Genomic DNA, 16832 nt, shown 5'->3' with positions numbered 1-16832 from the left:
AGCGAGGATTTATATATAACTTTTTCTTAATACAGAATAGAGATGCCTTCAGAAGTTACAGAGGAGTTTATTATAGTTATTGCAGTAGTTCTAATAGGATTAGTATTATTTGGTTTTACTACTTCCTATTTCATACCTCATGAGATATTTAGCCTAGCTCAACAACAAGCCAGTTCCATATCCTCGTCAACAACAATATCAGTTGGACCATTAATAATTGGTTCATCAAGTGCAAGCACAGTAATTGAGGTATATAATCCAGCAATAGCTGGAAACGTTACTTTAATAGTCTTTCCAGAACCTTCATATTTACAGCAAGACGTAGGGTTAGTAACACCTCAGTCACCTCCACAATTTTCAGTTTATTTATCAAATGGTAAATTAGCTAAAAATACTATAATAAGTGTACCAATATACGATATAAGCGGTAAAATAACTTACGGTTCTCAAATAACAGCATATTCAGTGCCCTTTAATACTCCGGTTACGGTAATGGTAAACGGAGTAAGCGGGAGTAATTATATTTTAGTAGTTTGGGTATTATATAACTCAAACGGTTATTGGTTTAGAATAGCATATACCTTTACGGGGGTACCTTCAACATGAGGAAAGCATTATCTTCCGCAATATTCTTAATAATAATGCTCATAGTTCTCCTTTCCGTATTGATACCAGCATTACTGATATTTAACTCAACTCCAATATATTCGAGCCAAGGGCAGATTGCCGGTACTGGTTATCAACAACTTCAGAAAAATGAAGAAAATCAGGTATTTAGAGGAAATCCCAATATATATTACAATTCCTCCTTAATGCCTTATATCGAATTTTTATATAACTCAATACCGTATCCACTTAATATAACACAAATTTACTATTTTAATGGTAGTACATGGGTTCCAGCTCTTAAAAATTCAATACTACTAGCTGGAAACCAGAACATTTACTTACCACGTGCTGCATTTAATCAACCCATCCTAATAGTATCTTCTCAAGCTAATTTCTATTTTCTAAATCCTAACACTTCAGTTACTACAGTTACTATATCGGGACCTGCGGGTAAGGTTCCAGTTTATGTTACTGCATTTGTTATAAATGGAAGCAAGGTAATTCCAGTAAGCATTCAAGTTATTTTAGGGGCGAATCCATCACTCTTAACCCCGCAAGTCTATTATCTAAATCCTGGGACGTATTCGATTAGTGATAAGAACGGTTCTACTATATTCTTACAAGGTTATGGTTTGACCGCTACATTCCAGAACTGGACCATAGTAGGATATGGGAATTTAAATTCGCCTTCTAAACTTTCCACCACTTTTACTGTAACCGGACCTCTAGTTTTAACTGCGATATATAAGGCACAGTTACAGAAATTTACAGTTGTGATAAATACTAGTAATTTACCATTAGGAAGTACTATAAATCCCAGTAATAATAATCAAGTTACCTTAACTTCACTTAACAATACAATACCAGTATTAATAGATAATAAACAATACTATATAAATTCTACTGGATTACAATTGCAATTGACTTATGGTTACCATATAATACAATTTCCCTCGTATTATAATATAACCTTTGATTATACCTCAACCAACTATCAAGGTGCTTATAATGTAATGCCAATTAAGAATGGTATATTCATGCAGAATGGAAAAGTAACGATACAAGGTGGTCAAATAAATTGTTATCAATTCACAGGTTTATCAACAAACACTAGTGAGATAAATATAATCAACAGCTACACAGTCTTCGTTAATGGTAGTGGCAAAATTATTGGTAATTACCAACTAGATCAAACATACTACTTAGTAATTGCTGAAAATTACTTCTACTTTCCTCAAGGTATTTGGGCTTCTTATAATTCTACTCCAGTTAATATAAGTATTTCGGGACAAGAACTTCAGGTTCAAGTTTTAGGAACAAATCAAGTTATTACACTCGGAAACATTAACAACTACGTTCCAGAAAAGATATATTTCAAGAGTGGAACGGAATTGGAAATTACTTTAGATTATTTACAAGAGTTAAGTGGTAACTTCACGATTGTTAAAGTTGGAAATAATACTGGTACAAATTATACTGGTCTCTTATCTTGTCCACAGAATGTGACTATCTATAATGTAACGTATACTAATGGTTATGCATACTATCCTAAAGGTCAAAGTGGGGATTACGGTATAATGTACATAAATTCCCCCCTTATAATAATTAATTACGAGGAATGGAAATACGGTGCCATACCAAATGGTGGGAACAATGGTTAAGAATAGGGCTCTATCTAACGTGATATCAATTATTATTCTCATATTTGTTATTCTCTTAGTCTTCATACCATTCTTATACTATTTAAACAATATTTCTCAGAATAATACTGTAAAAACCTCTATAGTTAATAATTACGTCTATCTAAAAAACCTTCAAATTTCACAAGTAACTACTGGTCATCCATCCTTATACTATAACGGTAGTTCAATTTACGCGGTATATTCTAATGGAACCTTTGTACCCCCTTCGAATTTAACGATTGTGAGCATTCTATATCTCAATACAAACGGGATATGGTTAAACTTAACTTCAATCAAATATCCTCTTGTGATATCAAAAGGTCAAGTTATTAGTTTACCTAGTTATATTCAAGGTAGACCAATCATCATAGTCACATCGTTAGGCAATATATTCTTTTTGCAATCTGGATCATCAATAGGTCCCTTTGCGACCGCAAGTAGAGGAGGAGTAGAGATTTTGACTCAAATATATACCTCAAGTGGGCCATCATCAGTGTCTACTAACGTTACTACGAACATATATGGTACCTATAAGAATTTTACTACTCCAATTGCGTTCTCGAACCAGACTGGGACTTTTGTGACTAGACTGCCTCAGTATGTGTTTTATCAGAACTCTAAGGGACAGATTATAACTGGTGTATTTCATAATTGGATAGTCTTAGGGTTAGCTACTGTTAATTCAACCTCTAGCCAAGGAATACAAGTTACCTTAAGAGGTCAACCCGTAGTGTTAATAGGCAACTACACCCAAATAACCAGTACTGTGGGCTTGACCTTACAAGTTAAAGGTGATAGTAATATCTATGTGTCGATTTTTGTTAATGGTAACAGTTATACTATTCAAAACGAGCAAACAATTACTGTACCAGCAGGGTATGTTAATATTACAGTCATAACATTACAAGCTAATGATACTACACAACAGTCCCAAGGTGTAATAAGTCATTATTCATATTCTAACGCTGGATATAACGGGAAGACGTACGTTGCAAAGTCTTTTCTAATATTTGTACCACCAGGAGCTACAAACCCAACAGTTTATTTGAACTATCTAAATGATTATAACTACTACCTAGTTAAGATTATTGGAAATTATAATGAGAAACAGTATGGTCAAGTTTGCTTAATCCTCAATGGTACAGTGTATAATTACAATAATCCTAATCCTTATTGGATAATTGGAGGGAACTATAGTTTTGACCCCACTGGAATATTTACTGGATCAAGTACCTATGGTGCACAAACAGTTATATTCCAATATTCTAACAGAACATCATTTACTTACACATTCCCGAATATTCCATCCTATGTTATAATTAATCAACCAATGAACATAACGGTTAACTATGCCGTAACAGAATATTGGCAACAATTGTAGTGATTAACCATGAGGAAGGCTCAATCAGAATATATCGGTTTCATAATAGCTATAATAATAATAGTATTGATACTTGTTCCCTTGTTTTATATACTTAATAACTATTCTGTACCTTCAGCCAAACAATTAGACTATGTTCAAGTTCTAAAGAATCAGATAAATGGTGGTGGAATTCTAATATTTTTCAATTCTACTTATCCAAAAAGTTCCTCAAGTTCAGTTTGGGCTAATTCTACTCTCATTGTACTAAAGGGGAATGGTAACTATACTCTAACGGGTGTCTATTATATGAAGGGTAGTGTGATTTATAATGTCACCTCTAGGGTAATACCATTTATAATCGCTAGTGGGCAAGCACAACCTCTCAACGGCAAGCACCTTCCACAACCCCTTATCTATAATTTCTCATTACCAGCTTACGTATGGAACTCTTCTGTTGTCCTCCAAATTAATGGTTATAATGTTACAGTGTTTGCCCAAGTTTACCCTAATGAGACAGCGTTCACTAGCTAAACCACTTTGCACCTCTTTTCCTTACCATAAAAACTCTATCGAATTCTATGAGTTTCTCTCCTTTTTGGTTGTATCCATATGACCTTATCTTGACTATTCCAAAACTGGGTCTACTCTTAGATTCCCTAACCTCAATGACCTCAGCATCAGCGTAAATAGTATCGCCAGAAAATACTGGGTGTAAAAACTTTACGTTCTCTATACCTAGCATGAAACCATTCTGACTAGTTTGCTCTACTAATAATCCTGCTACTATGGCTAGGGTTAAAAATCCGTTTACTACCAATCTACCCTTAAAAGGCTCTCCAGGGAAATATTTCTCAGTGTAATCCTTATTGAAATGTATTTGATTACTATTATTCGTTAGAAGGGTAAACCAGATATTATCTACATCAGTTATAGTCCTACCTACCTTACTCTTAAACTTTTGCCCTATTTTAAAATCTTCAAAATAAGGACCTTCTGAGTTTTCTGACATAAAGATTCATAATATTTTCGGTTAATAAAATCAATACTTGAGCATACTCATAATATTGTAATTTTCTCTATTTGAAGACTGTAACTCTTTTACGTAACCACTGGTTATTTTTAATTACTTCTAAATATCGTTTTGATTAAATAATGTTTATATAGTATTACAATGTATTTTCTATTGGTGATCTCCCAACTGATGACGGGCACTGCTCACGAGGTTTGGGGAGTGATAAAAGTGTGGATGGGAGGATAGTGGCGTTCAGTAATAAATCTTTCGCTCAAACTTCAAGCATAGTATTAGCTAACATTGCCACGTGGGTCCTTTCAACCCACGTGGCGATTCGGGGGAGGGCTTACTTATTTAGGCTCATAAGGCTTATTATTATACCAAACACTCCAAACAACCCTTGCCAACTTCCTAGCCAAAGCGACATACAACTTCTTACCCTTCAACCTATCCTTGTGTGTTTCATAAAACTTCAATAAGGTTGGGTTCCTAGAATAACTCCTCATTGCTAAAAAGTAGAACAAGCTACGCAAGTACTTATGACCCCTCTTGGAAATCCCCCTACTTACCACAGCCTTCCCGCTCCTCTCCACTACGGGATCTAAACCGCAATAAGCAACAAAGGACTCAGGCTTAGGAAAACGCTTAACATCACCAACAATACCAATAATAATACCAGCTGCAAGCCTCCCAACACCTGGTATCGTTAATAGGACGTGGTCTTGAGGGACTTGCCCCTCAATCATCCTCCTAACCTCCTTCAACCTCGGTAGACCCAAAATCATATTACAAATATAAATTCAACATTAAACCTCATATTTTTTCTTAATAAATAAAAGAATATATTTTATTATACTCATAATCAAGAGCATTAAGAATAATGTATTAAATAATCAATGTAAATAAAACAGATTCTATCATATACATCTTTATCATTTTCTAATATTATAATAATATTCCTCAGTTAATTGTGTGGAAATATAAAAAATCTAATATGGTACTTGGAAATTTATAAAAATTATCATATAATTATCTAACTAATTACATTAAATCGTTACGAACTACTAATAATGAATAAAAATTATTTTTACTAATTAGATTTTGGGTCTACCGAACCTCTCTTGCGTTTCTAGGAGGTTTTTAGCCAGGATTTTGATTTCCTCAAGTACTAAGGGGGTGTATTCAAGTTGGTATAGTTCTTCCTGTGTGAAATCTCCTTTCGCAAGTTTTTTCCAACCTGTCCTTGCTTACCTTATCGTTATCGCTTACTAGGAATAGTGCTCTCTTTAGCCTGTTCTTGTATTTCGTCTCTATGTCCTTTAGGAAGAGGTAGAGTGTTACTAATTCCTTTAAGGGGTTGTAATCGTACTCCTTAGCCTTGTCGACCATGTTTTCTAATTTTTCTGCGTCGTAAAAATCTGTTTTCTTTCCCCTAAACTCCTTTTCCCTTGATAACACGTTTGGGCTGACTTGTAGTACTCTTACCCCTCTCTCCTTGAAGTATTGTGAAGGCTTTATTGCATATACTCCGGTAGGCTCTAGGACTATTGTGCAAGGTTTCATCTTGAGGATTTCCTCATAACCCTCCTTTTTGTTCTCGTATCTTCTCACCCTCCCCCTACTTGTAATTAAATGGTCCTTTGATACATCTATCCCTATTACCCCTACCTCTTTATCACACCTATATGCGTGAATTTTATCACAATGTTCAGTCCGATGGTAGGGGTTTGTCACGCCACTACCCGAAGACTTCGCTTCAGTTTCCCTCTCGACCATGTTTCCCCAGTCGAGGAGAGTATTACTCTCCTCGACTAATAAACCTATATAGGCGTTTCCCTCAACTAGCCCCAATGATTTAAGGGTGACAGTTTATGATCCCTTAGGAGGGGTGCCCCATGGCGGAATTAGAAGTAATTAAAAGTAAGGAAAAGTTACGCCATAGGTAAACACTTATCATCTTAGTTAGAAAGTAGTTATTAGATTCTGCATTAATTTTAATTCTAGTCTAAGGACTTTTCAAAAATACTACCGTGAATCGTCCCATTCTCTTGTGATGTAGATGTAAGCATAATAGGAAGTCTTATTAGTCTGATTAATCAGACAAATCTTATGGATAGGATCATAAGGATAGGTAAAAGAAATGCGATTTACATTCCTAAAGAAATTGCAAATAGTCTTAACTTAAAAGAGGGGGATAGGTTAGTTATAGTAGTAGAGGATGGTAAGATAGAGTTAATACCGGTAAGGAAACCTTCAAAGTATTGGGCTGAAATAAGTCCAGAGGAGGTAGAGGAGGTTGGAGAAGAGATTAGCGGGTCTCTCGGAATTAATAGTTGATACTAGTTTTCTATTACCTTTAGTGGGGATTAAGGTTAAAGGTATAAAAGATGAATTGCTGGAAGGGAGGGCAATATACTATCCTAACCTAATGCTAACAGAACTTCTAGCAGTAATATTTAAGGAGGCTAAGAAGTTAAAATTAGACAAAGTACCGGAAGAAGCAATGAAAGGGTTAATTTATGTTCTGAGCAACGTTAAACTAATTCCTATTGAAGAACTTGAAATCGAGACGATATATGAAATCCTAAATAAGGGTTGGAAGGATATATTTGATGCGATATTATACACTGCGTATAAAAGTACTAAAATTCCACTAATTACCATGGATAAATCATTTTATAATTTCTTGAAAGAAAAAGGAATAGACGCCAAAGGAGTCATATTGCTTTAATGGGGATACTTTCAACCTGGATAACGTCTCGTGATAAGCTCTATCTGATGCAGTATCGTCGTGTTCAGTGCTGGATTGTGTGGCAAGCTAAGAAGCATGGGTTTATTGTCAAGTTCGTTAATCCCAGTTATTCTTCTGTTTCATGTCCTAAGTGTAATAAAAAGATGAGGGAAGTTAGTTATAGATACTTCCGCTGTCCTTCATGCGGTTATGAGAATGACCGTGATGTTATTGCAATTATGAATTTAAGCTGAAGGGGGTCTCTGACTCTCTCGACTGCCCCTCATGTGAGAGATGTAGTTCCGAATCGATGAGAGAAACCATTGCCCTTCCAGGGCGGTAAGGAAATCAGTAAATAATTATATAGCACCTCATAATATATAGAATTATGGAGAGTGAGGTTAGAAAACTACTAGATAAGGCGGAAAAACTAGTAGATGAATGTGTTAATTGTTCATCTGAGGATTGTGATGAGTGTGAAGATGCAGAAGAGCTTTTGAATGAAATAAGAGATAAGATTCAATCAATACAAGATAAAAAGGTTGCTAGGAGGTTAGGGGTATTTTTAGATGATTTAGAAAATAAGTTGGAAAGTAAGTTGGGCTAACTTATGGTAATATGTCCATTGTAAGGAATGGATTCTTTACTTTCTCATATCCCAATACTGTAAATGGACCGTGACCAGGGTAAACTATTATCTCATCTGGTAATTTCTTCAATTTTTCTAAACTCTCTCTCAGTAATTTTTCAGATCCACCTAAGTCAGTTCTGCCAACAGTTCCGTAAAATAACGTATCTCCAGTGAATATGTATCCATTTGCTAGAACGCAAATACTACCCATTGTATGACCTGGAGTTTCAATAATTCTTAACTTTTCCCTTCCCAATTCTATTTCATCACCTTCCTTTACAAAACCGTCAGGTTTCACCACATCTGAAATTGATAGGTTAAGAAATGATTGGGCCATCCCACTAGCTCTCTTTAATAAGCCTAAATCCTTTTCGTTAACTAGGAAAAGTGATGAAGGGAATTCTCTTTTTAATTGGTTTACTCCCATGATGTGGTCAAAATGACCGTGTGTTGCTATTATATACCTTATGTTAATCTTCTCTTTTCTTACGGCTTGTATTAGTTCACTCATATCTCCTCCAGCGTCTATTACTACCCCTTCCTTTTCCGCAATTATTAGGTAAGAGTTTGTTGCAAGTGGCCCAGTAATGAAATTTTTAACAATCATTATATATAATCTTACACACGTTAGGATAAAAACTTATTATATGAGGAGTTGATAATTCCATTAATGATAGATAAAGATCAAATCAATTTCATTAGAAGGAACCTATTGAAGTATTTAATGGAGGATTACCTTCCATTTCCGGTAAATAAGAGTGTTTGTTACGAATGGGCTAATGGTTTAAATCTTAAGAAAGGTGGGGAGACAATAATCTACACCGGTTGTTCTTATCAATTGGCTGAATTAGGAAAGAGATTTGACGAAATTTTGCCTACATTATCCAAATTTAAGGGTATAGAAAGATTTTCATCGATCTTAAAGGTCTTCTATAAGCCTAGGGATTCACGCTCATATAAGATACTGAGGAATATTACTTCAGTTCTAAAATCTAGTGTAGATTTCGGTTATTTATATGAGGATGAGCCATATAGTGGTACAATCTTACTGGAAATGGGAATGATTGAGGAATTTAGGGAATACGCTAAGAAATTGATCGAGCTTTTCAACTCTCATGGCGTTAAGAGGATAGTTACGGTAGATCCTCATACTCATTATACGCTCTTTAGAATAAAGGAGATGTTTTCTTCATCATGGAATGTGGAGATTGTAAACTATTTTGAAGTTATTAAAAACATTAAGATTAAGGGTGAAGGAACTTTCGTATTTCACGACTCTTGTCTTTATTCAAGGTTTCTGGGGATGAGGGATTCCATTAGGGAAGTTATTAAGAGTTCTGGAATAGTGTTGAAGGAGGATGAGATGATAACTGGTAAGGAAACTTCGATGTGTTGTGGAGGTCCATTGGCTCCAATAAATAAGGAAGCTAGCGATAAAATAGCGAGAAATAGAGCTGAGGCACTAAAGAGTGTTCACAATAAAGTTCTCTTAGCTTGTCCATTTTGTTACGCTAATCTTTCTCCTTATGTAGAAGCTTACGATTTCGCTGAGGTGATAAGTGGTGAGTGATTGGGATATTGCAATAAAGAGGGGAGTAGAGCATAACGTTCCTAGGGTATTTAAGGTATTAAGGGAACATCCATATTTAGAAGATTTAGCAAGGAAGGTCAGAGAGGGAAAATTAGAGGTTCTTAGTAATTTAGACCACTACATAGATATGACCATGAAATCTGTAGAGAGGATTGGGGGTAAGGCGTATTTCGTGGAAAACGCTGAGCAAGCCAAGGAGATTGTTGGTAAAATTGTAGGTAGTGGTAAGAGGGTTGTTATGGGGAAGTCAATGGTTGCATATGAAACGGGAATTAGGAAGTATTTGCAGTCCATAGGAAATGAGGTTTGGGAGACTGACTTAGGTGAACTACTTATACAATTCGCTGATGAGCCTCCATCACATATAATTGCCCCCGCAGTCCACATGACTAGGGAGAGAATAAGGGAGTTGATAAAGGAGAAGTTAGGTATAGATCCGGGAGATAAACATGAGGATATTGTGAGAGTTGCTAGGGAGTTTTTAAGGCAGAAGTTCTTGACAGCTGACATAGGAATTACTGGAGCTAATGCAGTAGCTGCAGATGCAGGTTCTATTGTTTTAGTCGAGAATGAGGGCAATATAAGGATGAGTAGCGTAGTTCCCCCAGTCCACATTTCCATTACTGGTGTGGAGAAGATTTTGCCGAACCTGGAGTACGCAATGTATGAGGTTTTAGTTCAAGCAGCCTACGCTGGTTTATATCCTCCAACTTATATAAACGTTACTTCTGGTCCTTCATCAACTGGTGATGTTGAGCAAAAGAGGGTATCTCCAGCTCACGGTCCAAAGGAGTTTCACCTAATTTTAGTAGATAATGGTAGGAGAAAGGCTAATGAGGATCCGGTATTGAGAGAGGCGTTACTCTGTATAAGATGTGGTAGATGTCATTTCCATTGTCCAGTTTATAGGGCTTTAGATGGTAAATGGGGAGATCCTCCCTATTCTGGCCCAATGGGCGCAATGTGGAGTGGTGTAGTTTATAATGATTATAAGCCTGCTTTGCTTTGCTCTCATGCTGGTAATTGTAGGGAGGTATGTCCTATGAAAATAAATATTCCTAAAGTGTTGGAATATTTGAAAAGCAAGTTCTTTATGATGAAGGCTGGGACAAGGGAGGGATGACGAGAAATATAGGTTATCTTGCTGATTATTCTTGTGATACCATAGTCCCTCTTATTTTTATATCTCTTGTCATGCTCCCTATTATGACCATCAGTAAGCCGGCAATTGACGCTATATAGAATGTGAGTTGGAACGCGTAATCAGATGGAAGCTGAACTGACAAGAACGTTTCTTGTCCATTCAACGTAACTGGATATACCAAATACTGATAGTAAGTTGATAATAGAGACCCGGCTATTGAAGGCCCAAAAGCTCCCCCAATGAGTCTAAATACTGTATTCATTCCAGTTGCAATTCCTAAAACTCTTCTTTCAACTGAAAAGGTTAAGATATTTATCAACACAACGTTAAGCATTGCAGCGCCCAATGTAGCTAAGGAGGAGAGTGTTATTATTGTCGCAAGATTATTTGATGATCCTCCTATTGCTGTTAAACCTAGGATGAAATAGAAGAATGATAAAATTATTGATGATATTACCACTATAAATTTAGTACCAGTCCTCAGTATAAGTCTAGAGGATAGTAAGGCTCCTATCATCTGCATTAATGACACAGGCCACATTAGCAGTCCAGTAGTCAGAATATCTAGGTTAAATCCTACTGGATTTGGAAGTTCAAGGAGATAAGTTATTGCTTGATATGCCATGAAGATTCCAAATCCTGCTACAAATGCAGCTATATTTGCAGCTAACACATTTTTCTCCCTTAACAAGTTTATTGAAATTAACGGAAATGGAGTTCTCATTTCATATAATATAAATCCAAAGAAGAGGAATATTCCTAAAAATACTGTGGTTAAAAAGTCGAGAGATAACCAACCCCACGTTGGTGCTTCAGAAATGGCTATTGTCATTAAGGCCAATGAGAGTCCCAAAACTAAAGCGCCTACGTAATCTATCTTAGTGTTTGGATTAGTGTACTTACTTTCCCTAATTTCCCTAGATGTTAAATAAGTCAGTAGTATCACAAATGGTATTATGAAGTGATAATTATATTGCCATCCTAAATCTTGAGCCACTGTAGCAGCTATTGGTAAACTTATTGCCGAACCTATACCGAACATAGCGCTGACAATACCTTGGGCTCTAGGTACTAAGTGTGGCGGAAATTCTTCCCTTATTAGGCTAAACGCTAATGGAAACATTCCTAACCCAATTCCCTGGATAGTTCTAAAAATTATGAACAAGGTAAAGTTTGGTGCAAACCCATTCAATGTGACTGCAATTGTGTAGATTATCATTACGTAAACTAGAATACGTTTCTTTCCGTAAATGTCGCCTAGTTTTCCTACAATCGGATTTGAGATGACTCCGCTAACAAGGTATGCAGTTAAAATCCAACTTACAGTTGCCGAATTGACGTTAAAGTCATTTGCAATTGTAGGTAAGGATGGTATCAACATTGCTTCAGTGTACATTACTGCAATGGCTATTGGAGCTAAGACAAACAGTGCTTTATAAGCGTATTTTAGATCGTAACTATCGGCCATTAAGATATATCTTTTTGGAGGCTTTATAAGTTTTATTTCATATACTCTTAACATACTAGGTTTATTTGGTTTTAACTGGTTAAGTTAAAGTACTTATATGTAATATTGATTATTATTATGATGATTTGGATAGAAGACGAGAATGGGAATAAATATCGGTGTGATAGTAACGGAAATTGCGAAAACTTAGCAATAGTTAAGGTTCATACAAAGGAGTATAATAAAGAGGGAAAGATATACAGCATCGAGGTAAAGTCATTTGTGAAACTATCTAAATTTCCCATTACGTTAAAGCTCGATTTAAAGACCGATCAAATTCTCTCATTTACAACCCAACAAATCTATTCAGAAGTCTACGGGAAAGCTTTTGCATACTATAACCAATTGGCAATTGATATGGAACCTGTAACTGAACCTCCGAAGGAGGTTAAATACGAGATTAGAAGTCTAGATCATGAGAAGTACATAAGGACTTATCCATGTTGGCTTTATCCCGTCTTCAACACAATTCCAGATTACAGTGTTTTCGCATTAGTCAAGAGTGGAAATTCTTATCAGTCTTTATTTACACTTTCCAACAATTGCGTTACGGCGTATCTCTTTAACGATTCAGTTAAAATCTACTCTGGTATTAATGCTGAGGAAATTAGGAAGAGCTATTTCCTCTCTATAGGTACTTCGGATAATCCATATAAGGCAATTGAGAATGCAATTAGTATTGCATCTAAGGAAACTCATACCTTCAAGCTAAGAAAGGAAAAGGACTTACCACATAAGGTCATGAGTGGGCTAGGGTGGTGTAGTTGGAACGCGTTTTTAACTAAGGACCTTAATGAGGAAAATTTAATCAAAGTAGTAAAGGGGATAATGGAAAGTGTAAGATTGAGTTGGGTAATAATTGATGATGGATGGCAAGACCAAAATAACGACAGGGCAATAAGGAGTTTGAAGCCAGATAATAAGAAGTTCCCAAGTGGCTTCAGAAATACTGTAAGCTCGTTAAAGTCAATTGGCGTTAAGTACGTTGGTTTATGGCATACAATAAACACCCATTGGGGAGGAATGACTCAAGAGTTTATGAAGTCACTCGACGTAAAGGGACATTTTACCAATTTCCTCAATAGTTATGTACCTCCTCCAAATCTTGAGGATGCAATAGATTTCTATAAGGACTTTGATGGAAATATCTTAAGGGATTTTGATCTTGTTAAAGTTGATAATCAATGGGTAATTCACGCGCTATATGATGGGTTCCCAATAGGTCTAGCTAGTAGGAATGTTCAACTTGCTTTGCAATATGCAGTAGGGAAAGATGTTATAAATTGCATGTCGATGAACCCAGAGAATTATTGCAATTATTTCTATAGTAATGTGATGAGGAATTCTATTGACTACGTACCCTTCTGGAAGGACGGAGCGAAACTTCACGTTATGTTCAATGCGTACAACTCCTTAGTGATCTCTCATATAGTTTATCCAGATTATGACATGTTCATGTCTTATGATCCTTATGCAAAGGTTCACTTAGTTGCAAGGGTTTTCAGTGGAGGACCACTTTATATTACGGATAGACATCCAGAGAAGATGAACGTTGAATTGTTAAAAATGGTAGTTCTTCCAAATGGTGAGGTTGTTAGAGTGGATGAGCCAGGGTTAATAACTGAGGATTTATTGTTCAAAGATCCATTAAGAGAAAAGGTTTTGTTGAAGATGAGGAGTAAGGTCAAAGGGTATAACGCTATTGCATTCTTTAACCTAAACGATGAAGATGTAGAGGAAGAATATAATAATGAGGACTATTACTATTACAAGGTATTTTCTGGGGAATTTGGAGTAGGTAACTTTAATGTTAAGCTAAAAGAGCTCGACGTAGAGATCGCTATCACTTTTCCGAAGAGTAACAAAGTTATAGGTTTAAGAGAATACATTTTACCACCGTTTACTGTAATAGCTAGTAATAACGTAGTGATTCCTAGGGCAGATGGTACATTATTATATGTTAAAGACTCTAAACTAAACGAAGTTAAGGTGAGGGAGGGAATACCAGCTAGTATAGAATAGGGTGAGATTTATTTTTGACAATAATATAATTTCTACGTGAACGAGTTTTCTCAAATGCTCATGGGAGATAACCTTAAAGAGAGCATTCTCGTAAAATTTCATGGATTTTTTTAATTTTATCCTCTACGCTCTCGTGGTAGCCTATGATACCCTTTTTAATAATACTTAGGGATGAGACAATTTTAGACTCGTTACTTAACGGTCTTATTTCGTCGTCATCATAAACAAATATTTCATCCTCGCTATATGGTACATCGTAGAAATCGTGATATAATATTAATCCATTATTCTCCCTCATTATCTCGTTTATTTCTTTTCTTTTCTTCTCTAGCGTTTCATAACAGTTACCGGTTATATCTTTCTTATATCTCTTAAAGCCCTTTCTATAGATTATGGAGTTGAAGAATTCCTTCCCAGCCTCATCTAATTTAGACATGATTAGAACGTCATTCAGCTTTAAGTAGTTTTCGGGAGTGATATCAGGTATAAGTTTTTTTTGCATCAATTTAGCAACTGCGTGAGATAGTACTGCATTATATAATCCTACCACACTGTGAAAATAAATGGTCTCATACATATACATCCTAGCCAAGAGGAATTGCTCAACCACTGGTATGGCCTTTTTCAATACTGCTAACTTTCCATTAACGTAAATTAAGGATCTCTTTATCCTCTCAATGTCGAAGTTTCCATACCCAACACCAGCAAAATAAGAGTCTCTTAGCAAGTAATCTCCTCTATCCGCATCTAAGGGACTTGAAATTATTAGTGAGGCTAGACTTTCCTCTTTAGTCCTTGGAGTAGAGGATATTACTCTTTGCACAAAGTTCACAACATCATAATTCTTAGACAGCTTGTCCAGGAAATTACCCAAGTAATAGTCTATAACTCTATTCCCAAATATTACATGAGTTTTCTTACCATAATATTCCACGTTAATCCCATAAACCTCTTTAGCTAAGGATAATGCGTTTTCAAAAGTGTGAGAAAAGGGTAGATGTCCTATATCGTGAAGTAATCCTGACAAGCCTACTAGTTTCAAATACTCCTCATTAATGAAATCTAACTCGGTATATTGCTCAGAATTTATCTTAATGTATCTGGTAAGTTCCTTAGCTAAATGCATAACTCCTAAACTGTGTTCAAATCTGGTATGTCTCATTCCAGGGTAGACTAGGTAAGCTAAACCAGTTTGTGTAATATGTCTTAACCTCTGAAATATTTCAGTAGAAACAATTTGCAATATGAAATCCTCAACCTCAATGTAACCGTGGATTGGGTCTCTTATAATCTTCATGAAAAATAAAATCTGCAAAAGTACTTATTAATTTCTCTCAAACTTTACCTTGTTAGGATTGATGTTTATAAGTATAATTGGCTATTTACTATCATGATAAAGGATATTAGAACGTATAAGTTATGTTACGAAGGGATAAACGATGAAAGGGATGCGTTAGCAATTAAGGGGTTAGCGGAGCACCCAATGGAGATTGTAGTAACTGAAATCGAGACTTCTGACGGTTATGTAGGTTATGGTGAGTCGTTGGCTTACGGATGTTCAGATGCAGTTCAAGTTACAATAGAGAAAATATTGAAACCGTTGCTCCTTAAGGAAGACGAGGAACTCATTGAGTACTTATGGGATAAAATGTATAAAGCTACCTTAAGGTTTGGTAGAAGAGGAATAGCCATAGCTGGTATTAGTGGTGTAGATACTGCCCTATGGGATATAATGGGGAAAAAGGCGAAGAAACCAATTTATAAATTACTTGGAGGTAGCAAAAGGAAAGTAAGAGCGTATATAACTGGAGGTTACTATTCCGAAAAGAAGGATCTTGAAAAACTTAGAGATGAGGAAGCGTACTACGTTAAAATGGGATTTAAGGGAATTAAGGTAAAGATTGGTGCTAAAAGTATGGAGGAAGATATCGAGAGGCTCAAGGCCATAAGGGAAGTGGTTGGAGAGGATGTTAAAATAGCTGTGGATGCTAATAACGTTTACACGTTTGAAGAAGCATTGGAAATGGGAAGAAGGTTAGAGAAATTGGGGATATGGTTCTTTGAAGAGCCAATTCAAACTGATTATCTTGATCTAAGTGCCAGACTAGCAGAGGAGTTGGAAGTTCCAATAGCAGGCTACGAGACTGCTTATACTAGGTGGGAATTTTACGAGATAATGAGGAAGAGGGCAGTCGATATTGTGCAAACAGATGTAATGTGGACAGGAGGAATATCTGAGATGATGAAAATAGGGAATATGGCCAAGGTAATGGGATATCCGTTAATCCCACATTATTCTGCAGGGGGTATATCGCTTATTGGCAATTTGCATGTAGCTGCGGCGTTAAATTCGCCTTGGATAGAGATGCATCTAAGGAAAAATGACTTAAGAGACAAAATATTCAAGGAAAGCATTGAAATTGACAATGGCCACTTAGTCGTTCCGGATAGACCGGGATTAGGTTATACAATTAGAGATGGAGTGTTTGAAGAGTACAAGTGCAAGTCGTGAATTCTTTTTTATCCCAATAACTAAAACT

The 16832-nt window shown here is 36.0% G+C and carries 15 protein-coding genes and 4 pseudogenes; 13 read left to right on the top strand and 6 right to left on the bottom strand.

Going from position 1 to position 16832, the window contains the following annotated elements:
* Positions 1-42 precede the first annotated feature (42 nt).
* Genes YN1551_RS02665 through YN1551_RS02650 form a run of 4 tightly spaced genes read left to right on the top strand, consistent with a single transcriptional unit; the run spans position 43 to position 4185 of the window.
* Entirely contained in the window at positions 43-606 is a 564-nt protein-coding gene (locus YN1551_RS02665; RefSeq protein ID WP_012714283.1) for a hypothetical protein, read from the top strand.
* Complete coding sequence (locus YN1551_RS02660; RefSeq protein WP_012717148.1) at positions 603-2270, top strand: hypothetical protein; 1668 nt, start codon at positions 603-605, stop codon at positions 2268-2270. Before YN1551_RS02665 ends, YN1551_RS02660 begins: the two co-directional genes overlap by 4 nt.
* Positions 2251-3672, top strand: coding sequence for a hypothetical protein (locus tag YN1551_RS02655; protein WP_012717147.1), 1422 nt, complete (start codon positions 2251-2253; stop codon positions 3670-3672). Before YN1551_RS02660 ends, YN1551_RS02655 begins: the two co-directional genes overlap by 20 nt.
* A 9-nt stretch (positions 3673-3681) precedes the next feature.
* Complete coding sequence (locus YN1551_RS02650; RefSeq protein ID WP_012716573.1) at positions 3682-4185, top strand: hypothetical protein; 504 nt, start codon at positions 3682-3684, stop codon at positions 4183-4185.
* Here YN1551_RS02650 and YN1551_RS02645 read toward each other — a convergent pair.
* Positions 4178-4663 carry a MaoC family dehydratase gene (locus tag YN1551_RS02645; RefSeq protein WP_012714287.1) on the bottom strand — a complete coding sequence of 162 codons (486 nt, stop codon included), beginning with the start codon at positions 4661-4663 and terminating at the stop codon, positions 4178-4180. The two genes, YN1551_RS02650 and YN1551_RS02645, sit on opposite strands and share 8 nt — an antisense overlap.
* A gap of 156 nt (positions 4664-4819) precedes the next feature.
* On the opposite strand from YN1551_RS02645, the pseudogene YN1551_RS18055 reads away from it, so the two are divergent.
* Positions 4820-5010: pseudogene (locus YN1551_RS18055) on the top strand (hypothetical protein); the annotation flags it as partial.
* 6 nt (positions 5011-5016) lie between these two features.
* On the opposite strand, the pseudogene YN1551_RS02640 reads toward YN1551_RS18055, so the two are convergent.
* Positions 5017-5430, bottom strand: a pseudogene (locus YN1551_RS02640) (transposase); the annotation flags it as partial.
* Between the two features lie 354 nt (positions 5431-5784).
* Positions 5785-6442: pseudogene (locus YN1551_RS02635) on the bottom strand (IS110 family transposase); the annotation flags it as partial.
* A gap of 333 nt (positions 6443-6775) precedes the next feature.
* Between YN1551_RS02635 and YN1551_RS02630 the strand changes: the two are divergent.
* The 4 genes and pseudogenes from YN1551_RS02630 (at position 6776) to YN1551_RS02620 (ending at position 8004) form a co-directional block, all read left to right on the top strand.
* A complete protein-coding gene (locus YN1551_RS02630) occupies positions 6776-7003 on the top strand; it encodes an AbrB/MazE/SpoVT family DNA-binding domain-containing protein (protein WP_012716575.1) in 228 nt (75 codons plus the stop codon).
* Entirely contained in the window at positions 6963-7397 is a 435-nt protein-coding gene (locus YN1551_RS02625) for a PIN domain-containing protein (protein ID WP_012716576.1), read from the top strand. Before YN1551_RS02630 ends, YN1551_RS02625 begins: the two co-directional genes overlap by 41 nt.
* A 29-nt stretch (positions 7398-7426) precedes the next feature.
* Positions 7427-7651 (top strand): annotated as a pseudogene (locus YN1551_RS15680) (zinc ribbon domain-containing protein); the annotation flags it as partial.
* Between the two features lie 134 nt (positions 7652-7785).
* A complete protein-coding gene (locus YN1551_RS02620; protein WP_012714290.1) occupies positions 7786-8004 on the top strand; it encodes a hypothetical protein in 219 nt (72 codons plus the stop codon).
* Position 8005: 1 nt separating this feature from the next.
* Here the strand turns inward: YN1551_RS02620 and YN1551_RS02615 are convergent, their stop codons facing one another.
* Positions 8006-8635, bottom strand: a complete 630-nt coding sequence (locus YN1551_RS02615) for an MBL fold metallo-hydrolase (protein ID WP_012714291.1) — start codon at positions 8633-8635, stop codon at positions 8006-8008.
* Between the two features lie 63 nt (positions 8636-8698).
* Here YN1551_RS02615 and YN1551_RS02610 point away from each other — a divergent pair, with 63 nt between their 5' ends.
* Complete coding sequence (locus tag YN1551_RS02610; protein ID WP_012717145.1) at positions 8699-9598, top strand: heterodisulfide reductase-related iron-sulfur binding cluster; 900 nt, start codon at positions 8699-8701, stop codon at positions 9596-9598.
* The gene (locus YN1551_RS02605) at positions 9591-10742 is read left to right on the top strand and encodes an LUD domain-containing protein (protein ID WP_012714293.1); all 1152 of its coding nucleotides are present in this window, start codon (positions 9591-9593) and stop codon (positions 10740-10742) included. Before YN1551_RS02610 ends, YN1551_RS02605 begins: the two co-directional genes overlap by 8 nt.
* Positions 10743-10767: 25 nt before the next feature.
* On the opposite strand, the gene YN1551_RS02600 is transcribed toward YN1551_RS02605, so the two are convergent.
* Positions 10768-12285, bottom strand: coding sequence for an MFS transporter (locus YN1551_RS02600; RefSeq protein WP_012717144.1), 1518 nt, complete (start codon positions 12283-12285; stop codon positions 10768-10770).
* Between the two features lie 63 nt (positions 12286-12348).
* On the opposite strand from YN1551_RS02600, the gene YN1551_RS02595 reads away from it, so the two are divergent.
* Complete coding sequence (locus tag YN1551_RS02595) at positions 12349-14292, top strand: Sip1-related alpha-galactosidase (RefSeq protein ID WP_012717143.1); 1944 nt, start codon at positions 12349-12351, stop codon at positions 14290-14292.
* A 73-nt stretch (positions 14293-14365) separates the two neighbouring features.
* On the opposite strand, the gene YN1551_RS02590 is transcribed toward YN1551_RS02595, so the two are convergent.
* The gene (locus tag YN1551_RS02590; protein WP_012716580.1) at positions 14366-15589 is read right to left on the bottom strand and encodes an HD domain-containing protein; all 1224 of its coding nucleotides are present in this window, start codon (positions 15587-15589) and stop codon (positions 14366-14368) included.
* Positions 15590-15682: 93 nt separating this feature from the next.
* Between YN1551_RS02590 and araD the strand changes: the two genes are divergently transcribed.
* Entirely contained in the window at positions 15683-16804 is a 1122-nt protein-coding gene (araD, locus tag YN1551_RS02585) for an arabinonate dehydratase (RefSeq protein WP_012716581.1), read from the top strand.
* The last annotated feature ends 28 nt before the right edge of the window (positions 16805-16832 follow it).

The organism is Sulfolobus islandicus Y.N.15.51 (assembly GCF_000022485.1).
Classification (GTDB): domain Archaea; phylum Thermoproteota; class Thermoprotei_A; order Sulfolobales; family Sulfolobaceae; genus Saccharolobus; species Saccharolobus islandicus.
This window is presented reverse-complemented; position numbering and strand designations above follow the sequence as displayed.

Bases quoted from the DNA above. Each gene is read 5' to 3' on its own strand.
- YN1551_RS02665 (WP_012714283.1), top strand. From the start codon at position 43: ATGCCTTCAGAAGTTACAGAGGAGTTTATTATAGTTATTGCAGTAGTT.
- YN1551_RS02660 (WP_012717148.1), top strand. From the start codon at position 603: ATGAGGAAAGCATTATCTTCCGCAATATTCTTAATAATAATGCTCATA.
- YN1551_RS02655 (WP_012717147.1), top strand. From the start codon at position 2,251: ATGGTGGGAACAATGGTTAAGAATAGGGCTCTATCTAACGTGATATCA.
- YN1551_RS02650 (WP_012716573.1), top strand. From the start codon at position 3,682: ATGAGGAAGGCTCAATCAGAATATATCGGTTTCATAATAGCTATAATA.
- YN1551_RS02645 (WP_012714287.1), bottom strand. From the start codon at position 4,663: ATGTCAGAAAACTCAGAAGGTCCTTATTTTGAAGATTTTAAAATAGGG.
- YN1551_RS02630 (WP_012716575.1), top strand. From the start codon at position 6,776: ATGGATAGGATCATAAGGATAGGTAAAAGAAATGCGATTTACATTCCT.
- YN1551_RS02620 (WP_012714290.1), top strand. From the start codon at position 7,786: ATGGAGAGTGAGGTTAGAAAACTACTAGATAAGGCGGAAAAACTAGTA.
- YN1551_RS02615 (WP_012714291.1), bottom strand. From the start codon at position 8,635: ATGATTGTTAAAAATTTCATTACTGGGCCACTTGCAACAAACTCTTAC.
- YN1551_RS02610 (WP_012717145.1), top strand. From the start codon at position 8,699: ATGATAGATAAAGATCAAATCAATTTCATTAGAAGGAACCTATTGAAG.
- YN1551_RS02600 (WP_012717144.1), bottom strand. From the start codon at position 12,285: ATGTTAAGAGTATATGAAATAAAACTTATAAAGCCTCCAAAAAGATAT.
- YN1551_RS02595 (WP_012717143.1), top strand. From the start codon at position 12,349: ATGATGATTTGGATAGAAGACGAGAATGGGAATAAATATCGGTGTGAT.
- YN1551_RS02590 (WP_012716580.1), bottom strand. From the start codon at position 15,589: ATGAAGATTATAAGAGACCCAATCCACGGTTACATTGAGGTTGAGGAT.
- araD (WP_012716581.1), top strand. From the start codon at position 15,683: ATGATAAAGGATATTAGAACGTATAAGTTATGTTACGAAGGGATAAAC.